Source organism: Defluviimonas sp. D31, from assembly GCF_033436765.1.
Lineage (GTDB): Bacteria > Pseudomonadota > Alphaproteobacteria > Rhodobacterales > Rhodobacteraceae > Albidovulum.
Map to the genome: position 1 here is coordinate 582,731 of NZ_JAWQFN010000001.1, position 18,017 is coordinate 600,747.

Below are 18,017 nucleotides of genomic sequence, written 5' to 3' on the forward strand. Positions count from 1 at the left end.
CCAGCCGGCGCTCTCGGTCGTTCTGACCCAGTTCGAGGCGCAGATCGGCAAGGCGCTTTTGCTTCGCCTCGCCGGTGGTGATCGCCCTCTTCCAGGACCCGGCCTCGCTGATGCCGGCGCCGCTCCTCGCTCAGTAGCGCGTCGTCATCCGGTGGCCACGCGCGAAATGCAGCCGCACATGGGTGATCCCCTTGCCCTCCCACCAGGTCGTGCGCTCCGCGGTGAAGACCGGCTCGCCCGGTTCCATAGACAGGTAGCCGGCGATCCGCGGGTCCGCCGCGGTGGCGAGGAAGCTGATCTCGACCTCCGAATAGGGCACAGCCTTCACCAGCCATTCGTTCGGGCCGGACCCGGTGAAGTCGGCGTCCTCGGCCGCGGGAAGCGCGACGAGGCTGATCCAGCGGTCCTCGAACTGGTAGGGCGCGCCGTCAGCGCTATGGAGGCAGGCCAGATGCAGCGCCCGCGCGCCCTCGGCGAGGCCGAGACGCGCGCGCAGCCAGACGGGCGCCTGCCGCACGTCCCGCGACAGCAGCGCGTAGCGGTAGGTCGCGCCGCTCGCCTCGATCTCGGCGCGTACCAGGGGGATCTCGAACCGCGCGGAGCGCAGCGGCATCGGCCGCACCCGGGTGCCGGCCTTGCGCCGGCGCTCCAGCAGCCCCTCGTCAGTCAGCTCCCGCATCGCCCGGTTGACCGTCGCCCGCGCCACCCCGAAGCTTTCGGCAAGCTCCACCTCCCCCGGCAGGAGCGTTCCGGGCGCCCAGCCGCCCTCTGTGATCCGGCGCAGGATCGCTGCCTTCACGTCACGGTAGCTGGTTATCCCGGCGCTCGGATCATCATTCATGGACAGGAACCATCCTTGTGTTATTTGTCCAATCATATCGACATTTTGACTGAGGAAAAGCACAAGCGATGCAACTCATCCCGCCATCCGGTTTCGAAACGCAGCCGTGGAAGAACGGCGGCGGCATCACGCACGAGATCGCCCGGAAGGAGGAGCGGGGCCGGCTTCTGTGGCGGCTGTCGATCGCCGAGGTTGGCTCGGACGGGCCGTTCTCGGCCTTTCCCGGCCTTGCCCGGATCCTCACCGTGATCGCAGGCGAGGGACTTTTGCTCGACACGCCCGAGGGCCGGCTTTCGGCGCTGCCGCTCGCGCCGCTCGCCTTTCCGGGCGACCTGCCGGCCGATTGCACGCGGATCGCCGGCGCGGTCCGCGATTTCAACGTGATCTACGATCCCCGGCGCATCCGCGCCGCCGTGCGCGTGCTCGGCGCGGGAACGGAATCCGCGCTCGGGGCTGCGCCGGGGCGCCTGCATGCGCTGCTTTGCCTCGGGCCGGGCTGCCGCCTTGGCGACACCTCCCTTCCCGAGGGTGCGGTTTCGCTCGTCGACCATGACGCGAACGCGGTGGCCGAAGGCGCGCCGGCCCTCGTCGCGACACTCGACCGGATCTGAGCAGCCCCGCCTAGAGCCGCGCCACGAGACCGGCGACGGCCTTGCGGTAGGTGTCGGCGACTGACGCGCGCGCGACGTGCCGCCCGTCCCGGACCCGGTGACGCCCGGCGGACCAGAGGTCGGTGACCACCGCGTCCGACGCCGCGAAACAGAGCCCGTCGAGAAGCTGCGCCTCGCTCAGAGCGCAGAGCGCAGGGTGATCGGAGTCGATCGCGACCAGATCGGCCCAGAGCCCCGCCTCGATCGCCCCGGCCGTCCGGCCCAGCGCCTGCGCGCCGCCGCGCGCGGCTTCGGTGTAGAGGAACCCGCCGACGGACCCTGCCCCCGGCACCATCACGTTGCGCTCCAGATCGCGCAGCCGCTGCGAGTATTCGAGCGTCCTGAGCTCCTCGGTCAGGGAGATCCGCACGTTCGAATCCGACCCGACACCGAAGGCGCCCCCGGTGGCGATCCAACCCGGTCCGTTGAACGGTCCGTCCCCGAGATTGGCCTCGGTGATCGGGCACAGCCCCGCCACGGCCCCGCTCAGTGCCAGCGCCGAAGTCTCGGCCGCGGTCATGTGGGTCGCATGGACCGCGCACCAATCGGCGCAGACCGGCGCGTTCGCCATTAGCCATTCGACCGGCCGCGCCCCGAGCCAGTCGGAGATGTCCGTCACTTCCTTCGGCTGTTCGGCGATATGGATGTGGATCGGCGCGCCCGCCGCGAGTTCTGGTACCTCGGCCAGATCCTCCGGGCAGGTCGCGCGCAGCGAATGCGGTGCGACCCCGACGCGGGTGTCGGCCGCCGCGCCGCCCGCCGCGCGGCGCACCTCAGCCAGGAGGTCGGCGAACCCGTCAAGATCATTGCCGAAACGCAGCTGGCCGCCGCCGAGTGCCTGCCGCCCGGCGCCGCCGTAGGTGTAGAGGACCGGCAGATGCGTGAGCCCGATGCCGGTCGCCTCCGCCGCCGCGAGGATCCGCACCGACAGTTCCGCCGGATCGGCGTAGCGCGCGCCGCCCGGCTGGTGATGGACATAGTGGAACTCGCCCACGGCGGCATAGCCGGCCTCCTGCATCTCGACGAAGGCCATCGCCGCGATCGCCTCGACATCCTCGGGCGTGAGCCGGTCGAGGAACCGGTACATAAGGTCGCGCCAGGTCCAGAAGCTCTCGCGCCCCGCGGCCCGGTACTCGGTCATCCCGGCCATCGCGCGCTGGAACGCATGCGAATGCAGGTTCGCCAGCGCGGGCAGGAGCGTGTCGACAACGGCATCGCCGGGCTCGGCCGACCGGCCGGCCTCGACCCCGGCAATCCGACCCTCCGCCACCGTCACCCGGACATCCCGCCCCCAGCCCCCGGGCAGTAGCGCACGTTTCGCAAAGATCATGTCGGCCTCTTTATGTCTAGACATATTAGCTATACTGGCCTAGAACATGAGTCGGCAACCAAATTCGCCCAAACCCGGTATCCTTGATGCGACAGCCCAACGCCCTCTTCCTTAACTGCCGCGCCGCGACGCTGACGGGCGACGCGCCCTACGGGCTGGTCGATGACGCCGCGATCGCGGTCACGCCCGATGGCATTCTCTGGTCCGGCAAAGCCGACGAAATCCCTGCGGCCGTCGCGCACTATCCGCGCCACGATCTTGGCGGCAGGCTGGTGACGCCGGCGCTGATCGACTGCCACACCCATCTCGTCCACGGTGGCAACCGCGCCAACGAATTCGAGATGCGGCTCAACGGCGCGAGCTACGAGGAGGTCGCCCGCGCCGGCGGCGGCATCGTCTCGACCGTCCGCGCGACCCGCGCGGCGAGCGAGGAGGATCTGATCGCCGCCGCCCTGCCCCGGGTCGACGCCCTGATCGCCGAGGGCGTGGCGCTGATCGAAGTCAAGTCCGGCTACGGACTCGACATCGAGACCGAGCTCCGGATGCTCCGCGCCGCCCGACGGCTGGCCGCACTCCGCCCGGTCGAGGTGGTGACGACCTTCCTCGGCGCCCATGCTGTGCCGGCGCAGTTCAAGAGCCGCCCCGACGACTACCTTACCGAGATATGCCTTCCCGCGCTCAAGGCCGCCCATGACGAGGGGCTGGTCGACGCGGTCGACGGCTTTTGCGAGGGCATCGCCTTCACGCCCGCCCAGATCGCCCGCGTGTTCGACGCGGCCAGGGCGCTCGGCCTGCCGGTGAAGCTCCATGCCGAACAGCTTTCCAACCTCGGCGGCGCGGCGATGGCGGCCGGCTACGGCGCGCTCTCGGCCGATCATCTCGAATACCTCGACGAGGCCGGCGTCAAGGCGATGGCGGAGGCCGGCACCGTCGCCGTGATCCTGCCCGGCGCCTTCTACACGCTGCGCGAGACGAAAGCCCCGCCGATCGACCTCTTGCGCAAGCACGGGGTCCCGATGGCGGTCGCGACCGACCTCAACCCCGGCTCCTCGCCGTTGAACTCTCTGCTCCTGACGATGAACATGGCCGCCACGCTCTTCCGCATGACCCCGGAAGAGGCGCTGGCCGGGACCACCTGCAACGCCGCGAAAGCCCTTGGCCTGAGCGACCGGGGCAGGATCGCCCCGGGCCTGCGTGCCGATTTCGCAGTCTGGAACGCCGAGCATCCGGCCGAACTCAGCTACCGTTTCGGCTTCAACCCTCTCCATCAGCGCATCATCGGAGGCTGGATTGACATCCCTCTCGCTTAGACCCGGCGCCGTCACCCTCGCGGAACTCGCAAGGCTCTATTTCGAGGAACTGCCCGCCCGCCTCCACCGCGACGCGAAAGCGGCGGTGGACCGCGCGGCTGCCGCCATCGCCGATGCCGCCGCCGGCGACGTACCGGTCTACGGCGTCAACACCGGCTTTGGAAAGCTCGCCTCGGTCCGGGTTGCGCCCAAGGATACCGCGACGCTGCAGCGCAACCTGATCCTGTCGCATTGCTGCGGCGTGGGTCCAGCGATCCCGCGCGCACATGCCCGGCTGATGATGGCGCTGAAGCTTCTCTCGCTTGGCCGCGGCGCCTCGGGCGTGCGCTGGGAACTGGTGGAACTCCTTGAAAACATGCTGGAGAAGGGCGTCACCCCGGTGATCCCGGCGCAGGGATCCGTCGGCGCCAGCGGCGACCTCGCCCCCCTCGCCCATATGACCGCGGTGATGATCGGCGCCGGCGAGGCCGAGTTCGAGGGCCGCGTGCTGCCCGGCGCCGAGGCGCTTGCGAAAGCGGGCCTCTCCCCGATCCCGCTCGGGCCGAAGGAGGGCCTTGCCTTCATCAACGGCACCCAGTTCTCCACCGCCTTCGCGCTCGCCGGTCTCTTCGAGGCCTGGCGCTCGGCGCAAGCCGCGCTCGTCACCTCGGCGCTCTCGACCGACGCAGTCATGGGCTCCACCGCGCCCCTGCAGCCTGAGATCCACACCCTGCGCGGCCATGCCGGCCAGATCGAATCCGCCGCCTTCCTGCGCGCCCTACTCGACGGTTCCGAGATCCGCGAAAGCCACCGTGAGGGCGACACGCGCGTGCAGGACCCCTACTGCATCCGCTGCCAGCCGCAGGTCACGGGTGCGGCAATGGACGTCCTGCGCATGGCCGCAAGGACGCTCGAGATCGAGGCCAATGCCGCGACCGACAACCCGCTTGTCCTCACCGAGGCCGGGATGATCGTCTCGGGCGGCAACTTCCACGCCGAACCGGTGGGCTTCGCCGCCGACATGATCGCGCTGGCCCTTGCCGAGGTCGGCGCCATCGCCCAGCGCCGCGTCGCGCTGATGGTGGATCCAACGCTTTCCCATGACCTGCCGCCCTTCCTGACCCCCGACCCCGGCCTCAACTCGGGCTACATGATCGCAGAGGTCACGACGGCCGCGCTGATGAGCGAGAACAAGCACCTCGCCCATCCGACGGTGACGGATTCCACACCCACCTCCGCCAACCAGGAGGATCACGTCTCGATGGCCGCCCACGGCGCCCGGCGCCTCCGCCGCATGGTCGAGAACCTCGACCGCATCCTCGGCGTGGAGCTTCTCTGCGCCGTGCAGGGCATCGAGTTCCGCGCACCGCTGAAGACCTCGCGGTCGCTGCAGGACGTCATCGAGCGGCTGCGCCGCGACGTCGCGCCCCTTGCCGAGGACCGTTACCTCGCGCCCGACCTCGAGACCGCCGCGCGGCTCGTCTCGAGCGGAGAGATCGCCGCCGCCGCGGGCATCGCCCTGCCGGAGCTCGCCGCATGAACGTCTTCGAAGTGGAGCGTGGCGACAGTCCCATCGTGCTCGGCCAGCCGCATGGCGGGACCTGGCTGCCCGATGACCTGACCGCAAGACTCAACGAGAACGGCCGCTCGCTTGCCGACACGGACTGGCACATCACGCGGCTCTACGACGGTCTCCTCGACGGCGCGACGGTCGTGCGCTCCAACGTCCACCGCTACGCGATCGACGCCAACCGCGACCCGGCGGGTGTCTCGCTCTACCCCGGTCAGAACACCACGAGTCTCTGCCCGGTCACGGATTTCGACGGCAACCCGATCTGGGCCGAGGGCCAGGAGCCGTCGGAGGACGAGATCCTCGCCCGCCGCGACGCGTTCCACGCCCCCTACCACGCCGCGCTGGTCGAAGAGATCGCCCGCGTGAAGGCCCGCCACGGCGTGGCGATCCTCTATGACTGCCATTCGATCAGGTCGACCATCCCGTTCCTGTTCGAGGGCAAGCTCCCGGTCTTCTCCATTGGCACGAACAACGGCGCGACCTGCGCCGCCCGGATCCAATGCGGCACCGCCGATCCCTGCCTGAAAACCGAAGGCGCGGGCACCGTTATCAACGGCCGCTTCAAGGGCGGCTGGACCACGCGTCACTACGGCCGCCCCGAAACCGGCGTCCACGCGATCCAGATGGAGCTTGCCCAGCGCGCCTATCTCGCCGACGAGGCCGCGCCCTGGAGCTACTGCACCACGACCGCCCAGCCAACCCGCGCCACCTTGCGCCGGGTCCTGACCAATCTCGACCGCCTCGCCCGTTCGGGCGCTCTCATCTGACGGAGGCCCCAATGCTCGACCTCGACCGCAAGAACACCCGCGACATCTTCCCGCCCACCGGCACCGAGCTCAACGCCAAGAGCTGGCAGACCGAGGCGCCGCTCCGGATGCTGATGAACAACCTCCATCCCGACGTTGCCGAGAACCCGCACGAGCTCGTCGTCTACGGCGGCATCGGCCGCGCGGCGCGCAGCTGGGGCGATTTCGACCGCATCGTCGCAACGCTGAAGGACCTCGAGGCCGACGAGACCCTCCTCGTCCAGTCCGGCCGCCCCGTGGCGGTCGTCAAGACCCATCCCGACGCCCCCCGCGTGCTCATCGCCAACTCGAACCTCGTGCCGCACTGGGCCACCTGGGAGCATTTCAACGAGCTCGACCGCAAGGGCCTGATGATGTACGGCCAGATGACGGCTGGATCGTGGATTTACATTGGCACTCAAGGCATTGTGCAGGGAACTTACGAGACTTTTGCCGAGGCCGGCCGCCAGCACTACGGTGGCGACCTCACTGGCAAGTGGATCCTGACCGCGGGCCTCGGCGGCATGGGCGGCGCGCAACCGCTGGCGGCGGTCTTCGCCGGCGCCTCGTGCCTTGCCGTCGAATGCGACGAGACGCGCATAGATTTTCGCTTGCGCACCAGGTACCTGGACGAGAAAGCCAAGACGCTTGATGAAGCGCTCGCGCTGATCGAGAAATGGACCAAGGCCGGCGAGGCGAAATCCGTGGGCCTCCTCGGCAACGCCGCCGACATCGTCCCCGAGCTTGCCCGGCGCATGAAGGCGGGCGGCCCGCGCCCCGACATCGTGACCGACCAGACCTCGGCGCATGACCCGGTCCACGGTTACCTGCCGCTCGGCTGGAGCGTAGCCGAATGGCGCGCGGCGCAGGAGAGCGATCCGAAACGGGTCGAGCGCGAGGCCCGCGCCTCGATGAAGACCCATGTCGCCGCGATGGTCGCGTTCCACGAGGCGGGCGTGCCCACCGTCGATTACGGCAACAATATCCGCCAGGTCGCGAAGGAAGAAGGGCTGGAGAACGCCTTCGCCTTCCCGGGCTTCGTCCCGGCCTATATCCGCCCCTTGTTCTGCAAGGGCATCGGCCCCTTCCGCTGGTGCGCGCTCTCGGGCGACCCACAGGATATCGCCAAGACCGACGCCGCGATGAAGAAGCTCTTCCCCGAGAACCAGCACCTCCACCGCTGGCTCGACATGGCGGCCGAGCGCATCGCCTTCCAGGGGCTCCCCGCCCGCATCTGCTGGATCGGCCTCGGCGACCGCCACCGCGCCGGGCTCATGTTCAACGAGATGGTGGCCTCGGGAGAGCTGAAAGCGCCGGTCGTCATCGGCCGCGACCACCTCGACAGCGGCTCCGTCGCCTCGCCCAACCGCGAGACCGAGGCGATGAAGGACGGCTCCGATGCCGTCTCCGACTGGCCGCTCCTCAACGCGCTCGTCAACACCGCCTCGGGCGCGACCTGGGTGAGCCTCCATCACGGCGGCGGCGTCGGCATGGGCTTTTCCCAGCATTCCGGCGTCGTGATCGTCGCCGACGGCACACCGGAGGCCGCCAAGCGCCTCGAACGTGTCTTGTGGAACGATCCCGCCTCGGGCGTCTGGCGCCATGCCGACGCAGGGTATGACATTGCCATGGACTGCGCCCGCGACCACGGGCTAAGACTGCCGACGATCCTAGGCAACTAGTCCTCTTCATTGCGAAAATACCCCGGGAGGGTCCGGGAGGGCAGCGCCCTCCCGGCTCCCGCCGGGGCTCGCACACCCCTTGCCTTGCCCCGCCGCGGCTGGTCTAGTCCGCCCCGACCGCAACAAGGCCGGCCCGTCGTGCTCCTCTACCGCCTCCTCGCCCAGATCGTCTTCCGGCTCTACGCGTTCCGTCTGCGGCTCGCGGTCGCGACAGGCCGCCTTGCACGCGAGAGCTTCGACGAACGGCTCGGGCGCGGGCCGGAGCGCGACGGCGCAGCCCCGCTCATCTGGATCCACGGCGCGTCGAACGGAGAGCTGGCATCGGCCCGGCCGGTGATCGACACCCTCATCGCCCGCGCGCCGGACCTGTCGGTCCTCGTCACCGCGAATACCGAGACCGGACGCGCCCTCGCGCAAAGCTGGCAACAGACACGCCTCCATGCCGCGCTCGCGCCTCTCGATTATCCCGGCGCGGTCCGCCGCTTCCTCGACCGCTGGCAGCCCGCCGCGCTCGTGGTCATCGAGAACGAGCTCTGGCCCGAACGCCTCACCGCCTGCGCCGCGCGCGGCATCCCGGTCTTCGTGATCGGCGCCCGCATGTCGGCGCGCAGTTACCGCAACTGGACCCGCCTGCGCGGCCTCACCGCCCGGATCCTCGGCGCGATCCGCTATCTCTCGGCACAGGATTCCGGATCCGAAGGCCGGTTCCACGACCTCGGCCTTGCCTCCGCGCGGATCGGCCCGGTCGTGAACCTAAAATCCGCAACAACCGCCCGCAACACATCGGAATCGTTACCTTTCCAGCGCGAGACCACGCTCCTCGCCGCCTCCACCCACGAGGGCGAGGAGGCGGCAGTCCTCGACGCCTTCGCCACGGCGCGGCTGCAGATCCCCGGCCTCGCGCTGATCCTCGCGCCGCGCCATCCGCGCCGCCGCGACGCCGTCGAGGCGCTGATCCGCGCGCGCGGCCTTGCCTTCGCCACCCGCTCGCGCGGCGCGCGGCCCGACCGGGACACCCCGGTCTACCTTGCCGACACGATGGGCGAGATGGACCTCTGGTACCAGGCCGCCGGGATGACCTTCGTCGGCGGATCGCTCGTCGACCGCGGCGGCCACACGCCGTTCGAGCCCGCCGCCCACGGTTCGGCGATCCTGCACGGCCCCGATACCGCCAACTCCGCTCCCGCCTATGCCGCGCTCACCGCGGCCAGGGCCGCGATCGAGGTCGCAAACGCCTCCGAGCTCGCGGCCGCGACCGTCGCGCTTGCCGACGGGGAGGCTCAGGCACGGCTCGCCGCCGCCGCCACCGCGGCCCTCGCGCCTCTCGCGGCCGGAGCGGCACTCGACCCCTTCTACGCGGCGCTCGGGGAGGCCACCGGCCTGCCCTCGCTCGCCTCCTGAAACCGGAAAGACCGATGCTCTTCACGCTCCCCGAGATCGAGGACGCCGCCCGCCTCGTCCATCGTCACATGCCGCCGACGCCGCAATACGCCTGGCCCCAGCTCGCCGCGCGGACCGGCGCCGAGGTCTGGGTCAAGCACGAGAACCACGGGCCCACCGGCGCCTTCAAGGCTCGCGGCGCGATCGCCTTCATCGACTGGCTGCGGCGCACCCATCCCGACTGCCCTGGCATCATCACCGCGACACGCGGCAACCACGGCCAGGCCCAGGCCCGCGCCGCCCGCGCGGCCGGCCTGCGCGCCGTCGTCTATGTGCCCCGCGGCAACTCGGTCGAGAAGAACGCCGCGATGCGCGCCTTCGGCGCCGAGCTGCGCGAATTCGGCGAGGATTTCGACACCGCCCGCGAGGAGGCGATGCGCGCGGCCGAGGCCGAGGGGCTCTTTCCCGTGCCGCCCTTCCACACCGAACTGGTGCGTGGCGTCGCGACCTACGGGCTGGAGTTCCTCCGCGCCGCCCCGCCGCTCGATGCCGTCTATGTCCCGATCGGCTGCGGCTCGGGCATCTGCGGCGTTATCGCCGCGCGCGACGCGCTCGGGCTGTCGACCGAGGTGATCGGCGTCGTCTCGACCGAGGCCGCCGGCGCGAAGCTCTCGGCCGAGGCCGGGCGGCCGGTCGAGACCGAAAGCGCCCGCACCTTCGCCGACGGGATGGCGGTCCGGGTTCCCGTTCAGGCCGCGCTCGACATCTACGCACCCGGCGCGGCCCGGATCCTCGCCGTGAGCGAGGATGAGGTGGCCGCTGCGGTCCGGATCCTCTTCGCCGATACCCACAATGTCGCCGAGGGTGCCGGGGCGGCGGCGCTCGCCGCGCTCCTTCAGGAGGGCGAAAGGATGCGCGGCCGACGGGTGGGCATAATCCTTTCGGGCGGCAATATCGACACCGGGCCTTTTGCCGCTATCCTCGGCGGCACCACGCCCGCCCCGTGACAGTGGCGACGCCTGCATTTCCATGCTAGGGTCGTCACATTCCCACGAAAGAACGGGATGCAAAGAGCGGTATCTATTGAGGGACTGGGGTCTCCGAAGGCCTCGGGCAGCCAATGAAGAAGCATGACGGGAAATCCTCCGCCGCGAGAAAGGCGGCAACGCAGTTCGCGGCTCTGTGCTATCGGCAGACGAAGAAGAAGGGGGTCGAGATCCTCCTGATCACCAGCCGCGACACCGGGCGCTGGGTCATCCCCAAGGGCTGGCCGATGAAAGGCAAGAGCGATGCCGAAGCGGCTCGCCAGGAAGCCTTCGAGGAAGCCGGCGCCAGGGGCTGGGCCTGCGACCACTGCACCGGGCTCTTCACCTACGACAAGGTCATGGACGACGGCATGCTCCAGCCGGTCGTCGTCTCGGTCTTCCCGCTCGAAGTCGAAAAGATGTGCGCCGACTATCCCGAGAAGGGCCAGAGGCGGCGCAAGTGGTTCGCACCGGCCAAGGCCGCCGCGCGCGTGGACGAGCCGGAGCTGAAGGACATGCTCGCGGCGTTCGACCCGTCGAAACTGAACTGCTGCAACGCCGGAAACGCTTGATTTTTGCAGCGTTCTGCACAAATAGAGCAGTGACTCTTCAGGGTAGGACCATGATCCGCTACGCGCTTTCCTGCGCAGATGACCACAGCTTCGAAAGCTGGTTCCAGTCTGCCGAGGCCTTCGACCGGCTGCTCGTCGCGGGCATGATTTCCTGCACGGTCTGCGGCTCGACATCGGTCACCAAGACCCTGATGGCGCCGGCCGTTCGCCCGGCGCGCAAGGCGGCGGCAGGCGAGGCGCCACTCTCGAAACCCGCGAGCAAGGCCGAGGAAGCGCTTGCAGCGATGCGCCGCCAGATCGAGCAGAACTCCGACTATGTCGGCCTCAACTTCGCCGCCGAGGCGCGGGCGATGCACGAGGGCGAGGCACCCGAACGCTCGATCTACGGCGAGGCGCGGGTGGAGGACGCCAAGCGCCTGATCAAGGACGGCATCCCGGTCGCGCCCCTGCCCTTCATGCCGGCGCGAAAAACCAACTGACCCCTGGCCGTCGTCGTCGGCGGCGCGACGCCCGCAGGGTTCTCCACCGTCTTGCCTTTGGCTAGACTGAACTCCAACGCACCTTTCGGCCCGCGTTCGGGGCGGATGATCCAACGGGAGGGCACATGCGGATATTGATCACCGGCGCGAACCGCGGCATCGGAAGGGCGCTCTTCGACGCCTGCCAAACCCGCGGCGATGCAGTGACCGGCACGACGCGCCGTGATGCCGGCGAGGGCTTTCTCAACCTGGACGTGACCGACCCGGCGTCGATCCGGGCGATGGCCGAGGCGTTCGGGGCGGCACCGCTCGACCTGCTCGTGTGCAATGCCGGGGTCTACCTCGACCGGGGCGAGCACCTCGCGGACGGTTATCCCGCCTCGATCTGGGCCGAGACTTTCGCCGCGAATGTCACCGGCGTTTTCCTGACCGTTCAGGCGCTCCTGCCCAATTTGCGCGCCGCTCAGGGCAGGATCGCGATCATCTCCTCGGTGATGGGCTCGCAGGCCCGCGCGCCCGGCGGCAGCTATGTCTACCGCGCCTCGAAAGCGGCGGCCGTCAATCTCGGCCGCAACCTTGCGGCCGATCTCGCGCTCGACGGCATCGCCGTCGGCATCTACCACCCGGGCTGGGTCCAGACCGAAATGGGCGGCGCCGACGCGGATATCGACGTTGCGACCTCGGTCGACGGGCTGCTGAACAGGTTCGACGCGCTCGGCGTCGCGACGACCGGCTGCTACGAGGATTACGCCGGACGCCCCATTCCCCTTTGACGCGGAAGGAACAGACCATGACATTCCCGGACGAGGCGCAAGCCCTCTTCGACCGCATGGTGACCGCCTATCGCGCCGGCGACGCCGGGGGCTGCGCGGCGTGCTTCACCGAGGACGCGGTTCTCCTGTCGCCCTATGCGCCCGAGACGACGGGACGTGCGGCGGTCGAGGCGCTGCACCGCGACTGGACCGCGCCGGGCGGCGCCAAGACGCTGACCGTGATCGAGGCGGAATCGGCCGGCGACCTCGGCTGGTGCCTCGTGGCCTATTCCGAGGGCGACGGCTCGGATGGCGGCAAGTCGCTGAACGTGCTCCGGCGGCAGAAGGACGGCAGCTGGCTCATCAGCCATTGCTCGCTGGCGAGCGACGATCCGCCGCTGCTCGGCGCTTGACGCAACGTCGGTCGCCCCTTGCCCTCCGCCCCCCGCCCGCATAAGAAGCGCGCGACTTGACTCGGGGCGACAGGGGGGCCGGAATGCCGCTTCTCGTGATGAAATTCGGCGGCACCTCGGTGGCCGATCTCGACCGCATCGCCAACGCCGCCGAAAAGGTCAAGCGCGAGGTCGAGCGCGGCTATGACGTGATCGTCATCGTCTCGGCCATGTCGGGCAAGACCAACGAACTCGTCGGCTGGGTCGAGACGACCTCGCATCTTTACGACGCGCGCGAATACGACGCGGTGGTGGCGAGCGGCGAGAACGTGACCGCCGGGCTCATGGCCCTGCGCCTGCAGGAGATGGGCGTCCCGGCGCGCAGCTGGCAGGGCTGGCAGGTGCCGATCAACACCACCTCGGCCCATTCCTCGGCACGCTTCGTGTCGATCCCGCGCGAGAACATCGACGCCAAGTTCGAGGAAGGCTTCAAGGTCGCCGTCGTCGCCGGCTTTCAGGGCCTGAGCGAGGAAGGCCGGATCACCACGCTCGGCCGTGGCGGCTCCGACACCACCGCCGTAGCCTTCGCCGCCGCCTTCGGGGCGGAACGCTGCGACATCTATACCGACGTGGACGGGGTCTACACCACCGATCCGCGTATCACCTCGAAGGCCCGCAAGCTCGACAAGATCGCCTTCGAGGAGATGCTGGAACTGGCCTCGCTCGGCGCCAAGGTCCTGCAGACCCGCTCGGTCGAGCTGGCAATGCGCTACAAGGTGCGCCTTCGGGTGCTCTCCTCGTTCGAGGAAACCGACGAAAACTCCGGAACCCTGGTCTGTGACGAGGAGGATATCATGGAATCGAAAGCCGTCTCGGGCGTCGCTTACAGCCGCGACGAAGCCAAGATCACGCTCGTCACGGTCGAGGACCGGCCGGGCATCGCCGCCGGCATCTTTGGCCCCCTCGCCGAGGCCGGGATCAACGTGGACATGATCGTCCAGAACATCTCGGAGAAGAACTACGAGGGTCACACGATGGCGGTGACCGACATGACCTTCTCCTGCCCGACCAACCAGGTCGCGCGAGCCCGGAAGGCGCTCGAGGATGCCCGCGCCGCCGGCACCATCGTCTATGACGATCTCGTGGTGGACACCGAGGTCGCCAAGGTCTCGGTCGTCGGCATCGGCATGCGCTCGCAGTCAGGCGTGGCCTCTCGGATGTTCGCCGCCCTCGCGGCCGAGAATATCAACATCAAGGTCATCGCGACCTCGGAGATCAAGGTGTCGGTGCTGATCGACCGCAAGTACATGGAGCTTGCGGTGCAGGCGCTCCATGACGCCTTCGAGCTCGAGAAGGTCTGAGCGGTCCGGCGGCCCCGAACGGGCCGCCGCTTCTCTCGGTGACCGGGCTCAGGCAGCTAGATACCGAGTTGCTCCATCATCGTGGCGGAATCCATCACGCCCCAATGTTCGGCGATGCGTCCGTCTTCGATGCGCAGGATGTCGACCGCCTCGATGTTGAAGGTCTTGCCGGTCGCCGGCGCCCCCATGAACGATCCGAGCTGGGACCCGCTGACCGCGAAACGCCAGGTGACCATGTTGCCCTGCGCCACCGTCTGCAGCACCTCGACCCGGAAGTCGGGAAAGGCCTCGGTCATCTCCGCGAGCCCCGCGGTGAAGCCCGCCGCGTCGGGGGTATGGCCCGGCCAGGGCGCGTGATCGACGAAGCCTGGGCTGAAGAGATCCGTGGCAAGTGCGGCGTCATGCCCGTTCACGGCGGTTTCGAACCGGGCGACGAGATCGGTGAGCTGGGTATCGGTCATGGCGGGTTCCTCGGCAAGGGATGGCTGGCCAGCAACGAGCGTCACGGCAAGAATGCATGACGCAGCGGTTCGATGCACATGCATCGTTTCCTCCTTTCTCAGGCGGTATCCTGTTGTATCGTTGAGTTTTCTTGTGACCTCTTGGCCTGTGATCGAGTATCGCCGATGGCGGTACGCGTTGAAAACAAGTGATTTCACCGTTTCGGCGTGCAAAAATGCAGGCATGAACTGGGACGATCTGAAATACGTTCTCGCGGTGGCCCGCGAGGGTACGCTCGCGGCGGCCGCGCGCAGCCTGCAGGTCGATCCCACCACCGTCGGGCGGCGGGTTCTCGCGCTCGAGTCCCAGCTCGCGACGCGGCTCTTCGACCGGCTCACTGACGGCTACCGGCCGACCGCCGCGGGCGAGATCGCCGTCGCCCAGGCCGAGCAGATGGAGGAGATGGCGCTGTCGGTGGAGGGCCGTATTCAGGGCCACGACACGCGGGTCGAGGGGCCGGTGCGGCTGACCGCGCTCGACGCGATGATCGACGCGCTGATCGTGCCGAACCTGCCGCGCCTCCTGGCGAAGCATCCGGGGCTCGAACTGACGCTCGCCTCGGGCTTCGACGTCCTGCGCCTGTCGCGCCGCGACGCCGACATCGCGCTGCGCGTCATGCAGCCGACCGAGCCCGACGCGGTGGGCATCCGGATCGGGCCGACGGCGATGGCGCTCTATCGTGCGGCCGAAAGCGATTTCGGACCGGCCCCGCCGGTCGTCGGCCTGCCCCGCGAACGCGAGGCGCTCGGGTTCATGCAACTGCTCTCGCGGCACCTGCCAGAGAGCCGGGTGGCGCTGCGCGGCAACACCGAAGGCCACTTGATCGCGGCCGTGCGCGCGGGGCTCGGCGTCGGTTTCATCGACTGCGTCGTCGCCGACGCCGATCCGGGGCTGCGGCGGTGGCACCCTGACATCGTCGAACGCAGCACGCTCTGGGCCGTGACCCATATCGACATCCACCGGGCGCCGCGCGTGCGCGCTGTGATCGATTTCCTGGCCGAACTGCACCGCGAAAAGGCTGATCTGTTCGACGGTCGGTGCCCGTTTCTGTCCGGGTGACAATCCCTGCCCCGGCACATCATCAGGTTGTTTCGTTTTGGCTCATGCTGTGATCTAACCTTGGGCGGGCGCCGCGCGGGGCGTTGAGGAATGACGATGCCTGACCGTACCGAAAGCGAAAGCCGAAAGCTGCTCCGCCGCCTGCGCGACACGCTTGCCGAACCCGGCGCCGGGCAGGAACGGCTCGACCGAATTACCCATCTGATCGCCGATTCGATGCGGTCCCAGGTCTGCTCGATCTACCTTTTCCGCGACGACGAGACTTTGGAGCTCTGCGCCACCGAGGGCCTCAAGCCCGAATCGGTTCACAAGACAAGGATGCGGCTCGGCGAGGGCCTCGTCGGCCGCGTCGCCAAGACCTCGACGCCGATCAACACCGCCAACGCCCCCGCCGAGAAGGGCTTCCGCTACATGCCCGAGACCGGCGAGGAGATCTATTCCTCGTTCCTCGGCGTACCCATCCAGCGTCTGGGCGAGAAGCTCGGCGTGCTCGTCGTGCAGTCGAAACAGGCCCGGCTCTTTTCCGACGACGAGGTCTACGCGCTCGAGGTCGTCGCGATGGTGCTGGCCGAGATGACCGAGCTTGGCGCCTTCATCGGCGAGGGAGAGGCGCTGTCGGCCCTGCACCAGCAGCCGGTGCTCTATCGCGGTGCGACCGGCCAGGAAGGCGCGGCCGAGGGCCGGGTCTGGCTGCACGAGCCGCGGGTCGTAATCACCAACCCGGTCGGCGACGACCCGAAAAAGGAACGCGCCCGTCTCAAGGAGGCGGTGGACCAGCTCCGGTTCTCGGTCGACGCGATGCTGACCATGACCGACGGCCAGGACAAGGAGCAGAGCCAGGTCCTCGAGGCCTACCGGATGTTCGCCAACTCCCGCGGCTGGATGCGGCGGATGGAAGAGGACATCGCCCGCGGCCTCTCGGCCGAGGCGGCGGTGGAAAAGGAACAGTCGGCGGCGCGGGCGCGGCTCGAGTCGGTGCCCGACCCGTATCTGCGCGACCGGCTCCATGATCTCGACGATCTGTCGAACCGGCTACTCAGGATCCTCACCGGACAGGGCGCCGATACCGGCGCCGAGATGCCGGAGAACCCGATCCTCGTCGCCCGCAACATCGGCCCGGCCGAGCTTCTCGACTACGGCCGCAAGCTTTCGGGCATCGTGCTCGAGGAAGGTTCCGTCGGCTCCCACGCCGCCGTGGTCGCCCGCGCGCTGGCGATCCCTCTGGTGATCCATGCCGAGCGCATCACCACCGAGGCGCTGAACGGAGACGCGATCCTCGTCGACGGCGACCAGGGTGTCGTTCATCTGCGGCCCGAGGAGACGGTCGCCGCGGCCTTCCGCGACAAGATCGCGATGCAGGCCGAGGCCCAGAGCCGCTACGCGTCCTTGCGCGACCTGCCCGCGACCGCGAAATGCGGCACGACGGTCGCGCTGCTCATGAACGCGGGGCTGATGGCCGACCTGCCCTCGCTCGTCGGTTCCGGCGCCGAGGGTGTGGGGCTCTTCCGCACCGAGCTGCAGTTCCTCATCCGCGCCCATGTGCCGAAGCGGGGCGAGCTTGCGGAGATTTATGCCGGCGTCCTCGACGCCGCACATGGCAAGCGGGTGGTGTTCCGCACCCTCGACATCGGCTCGGACAAGGTGCTGCCCTACATGAAGCGGGTCGAGGAGCCCAACCCGGCGATGGGGTGGCGCGCGATCCGCGTCGCGCTCGACAAGCCGGGCGTGATGCGGATGCAGCTCCAGGCGCTCCTTCGCGCGGCCAAGGGGCGGCCGCTCTCGGTCATGTTCCCCTTCATCGCCGAGTTCGATGAATTCCGCGCCGCCCGCCAGATGCTGCTCGACGAGGTCAAGCGCGAGCGCCAGCTCGGCCACCAGCTTCCCGGCGCGCTCGAGATCGGCGCGATGCTCGAGACGCCCTCGCTCGCCTATGCCCCGGACGCGTTCTTCGAGCTTGCGGATTTCGTCTCCATCGGCGGCAACGACCTCAAGCAGTTCTTCTTCGCCGCCGACCGCGAGAACGAGCAGGTCCGGCGCCGCTACGACATGCTGAACGCGAGCTTCCTCACCTTCATCCGCCGGATCGTCGAGCGCTGCGGCGAGGCCCGCACCGACCTGTCGTTCTGCGGCGAGGATGCCGGGCGGCCGATTGAGGCGCTCTGCCTCGCCGCGCTCGGCCTTCGCACGCTGTCGATGCGGCCGGCCTCGATCGGCCCGGTCAAGCACCTGATCCGCAGGATCGACCTGACGGAACTGCGCGGAGTGATCGACCGCGAATGCGCCAGCGGCGTCACGAACGTCCGCGCCGGCGTGATGGGTTGGCTATCGAAGCAGGATATCTGAGAG

At 68.9% G+C, this 18,017-nt stretch carries 17 protein-coding genes; 14 read left to right on the forward strand and 3 right to left on the reverse strand.

Translation table 11 applies throughout. The features are described 5' to 3' along the window. Positions 1-130: 130 nt before the first annotated feature. On the reverse strand, positions 131-841 hold the full coding sequence (locus R5H32_RS02825; protein WP_318337161.1) for a GntR family transcriptional regulator: 711 nt from the start codon (positions 839-841) through the stop codon (positions 131-133). A gap of 68 nt (positions 842-909) precedes the next feature. Between R5H32_RS02825 and R5H32_RS02830 the strand changes: the two genes are divergently transcribed. Next, positions 910-1,452, forward strand: a complete 543-nt coding sequence (locus tag R5H32_RS02830) for a HutD family protein (RefSeq protein WP_318337162.1) — start codon at positions 910-912, stop codon at positions 1,450-1,452. Positions 1,453-1,462: 10 nt separating this feature from the next. Here the strand turns inward: R5H32_RS02830 and R5H32_RS02835 are convergent, their stop codons facing one another. Next, positions 1,463-2,821 (reverse strand): formimidoylglutamate deiminase, encoded by a 1,359-nt coding sequence (locus R5H32_RS02835; protein ID WP_318337163.1) that lies wholly within the window; start codon positions 2,819-2,821, stop codon positions 1,463-1,465. An 86-nt stretch (positions 2,822-2,907) separates the two neighbouring features. Here R5H32_RS02835 and hutI point away from each other — a divergent pair, with 86 nt between their 5' ends. The 11 genes from hutI to R5H32_RS02890 all read left to right on the forward strand — a co-directional run bounded on the left by hutI (position 2,908) and on the right by R5H32_RS02890 (position 14,111). Beyond that, positions 2,908-4,131 carry an imidazolonepropionase gene (gene hutI / locus R5H32_RS02840; protein ID WP_318337164.1) on the forward strand — a complete coding sequence of 408 codons (1,224 nt, stop codon included), beginning with the start codon at positions 2,908-2,910 and terminating at the stop codon, positions 4,129-4,131. Further along, complete coding sequence (hutH, locus tag R5H32_RS02845) at positions 4,112-5,650, forward strand: histidine ammonia-lyase (protein WP_318337165.1); 1,539 nt, start codon at positions 4,112-4,114, stop codon at positions 5,648-5,650. The genes hutI and hutH overlap by 20 nt, the downstream gene beginning before the upstream one ends. Continuing rightward, positions 5,647-6,450 (forward strand): N-formylglutamate deformylase, encoded by an 804-nt coding sequence (gene hutG / locus R5H32_RS02850; protein ID WP_318337166.1) that lies wholly within the window; start codon positions 5,647-5,649, stop codon positions 6,448-6,450. The genes hutH and hutG overlap by 4 nt, the downstream gene beginning before the upstream one ends. An 11-nt stretch (positions 6,451-6,461) precedes the next feature. After that, complete coding sequence (hutU, locus tag R5H32_RS02855) at positions 6,462-8,150, forward strand: urocanate hydratase (protein WP_318337167.1); 1,689 nt, start codon at positions 6,462-6,464, stop codon at positions 8,148-8,150. A gap of 138 nt (positions 8,151-8,288) precedes the next feature. Then, positions 8,289-9,551 carry a 3-deoxy-D-manno-octulosonic acid transferase gene (locus tag R5H32_RS02860; RefSeq protein WP_318337168.1) on the forward strand — a complete coding sequence of 421 codons (1,263 nt, stop codon included), beginning with the start codon at positions 8,289-8,291 and terminating at the stop codon, positions 9,549-9,551. A 14-nt stretch (positions 9,552-9,565) separates the two neighbouring features. Then, positions 9,566-10,537 (forward strand): threonine dehydratase, encoded by a 972-nt coding sequence (locus R5H32_RS02865; RefSeq protein ID WP_318337169.1) that lies wholly within the window; start codon positions 9,566-9,568, stop codon positions 10,535-10,537. 113 nt (positions 10,538-10,650) lie between these two features. Continuing rightward, positions 10,651-11,127 (forward strand): NUDIX hydrolase, encoded by a 477-nt coding sequence (locus R5H32_RS02870; RefSeq protein ID WP_318337170.1) that lies wholly within the window; start codon positions 10,651-10,653, stop codon positions 11,125-11,127. A 50-nt stretch (positions 11,128-11,177) separates the two neighbouring features. Next, a complete protein-coding gene (locus R5H32_RS02875) occupies positions 11,178-11,606 on the forward strand; it encodes a DUF1178 family protein (RefSeq protein ID WP_318337171.1) in 429 nt (142 codons plus the stop codon). A 125-nt stretch (positions 11,607-11,731) separates the two neighbouring features. Further along, the gene (locus R5H32_RS02880; protein ID WP_318337172.1) at positions 11,732-12,379 is read left to right on the forward strand and encodes an SDR family NAD(P)-dependent oxidoreductase; all 648 of its coding nucleotides are present in this window, start codon (positions 11,732-11,734) and stop codon (positions 12,377-12,379) included. A 17-nt stretch (positions 12,380-12,396) separates the two neighbouring features. Next, entirely contained in the window at positions 12,397-12,771 is a 375-nt protein-coding gene (locus R5H32_RS02885; RefSeq protein WP_318337173.1) for a YybH family protein, read from the forward strand. An 83-nt stretch (positions 12,772-12,854) separates the two neighbouring features. Next, the gene (locus R5H32_RS02890; protein WP_318337174.1) at positions 12,855-14,111 is read left to right on the forward strand and encodes an aspartate kinase; all 1,257 of its coding nucleotides are present in this window, start codon (positions 12,855-12,857) and stop codon (positions 14,109-14,111) included. Positions 14,112-14,167: 56 nt separating this feature from the next. On the opposite strand, the gene R5H32_RS02895 is transcribed toward R5H32_RS02890, so the two are convergent. Then, positions 14,168-14,572 carry an ester cyclase gene (locus R5H32_RS02895; RefSeq protein ID WP_318337175.1) on the reverse strand — a complete coding sequence of 135 codons (405 nt, stop codon included), beginning with the start codon at positions 14,570-14,572 and terminating at the stop codon, positions 14,168-14,170. Between the two features lie 223 nt (positions 14,573-14,795). On the opposite strand from R5H32_RS02895, the gene R5H32_RS02900 reads away from it, so the two are divergent. After that, entirely contained in the window at positions 14,796-15,671 is an 876-nt protein-coding gene (locus R5H32_RS02900) for a LysR family transcriptional regulator (protein ID WP_318337176.1), read from the forward strand. Between the two features lie 96 nt (positions 15,672-15,767). Continuing rightward, positions 15,768-18,014, forward strand: a complete 2,247-nt coding sequence (ptsP, locus tag R5H32_RS02905; RefSeq protein ID WP_318337177.1) for a phosphoenolpyruvate--protein phosphotransferase — start codon at positions 15,768-15,770, stop codon at positions 18,012-18,014. Positions 18,015-18,017 lie beyond the last annotated feature (3 nt).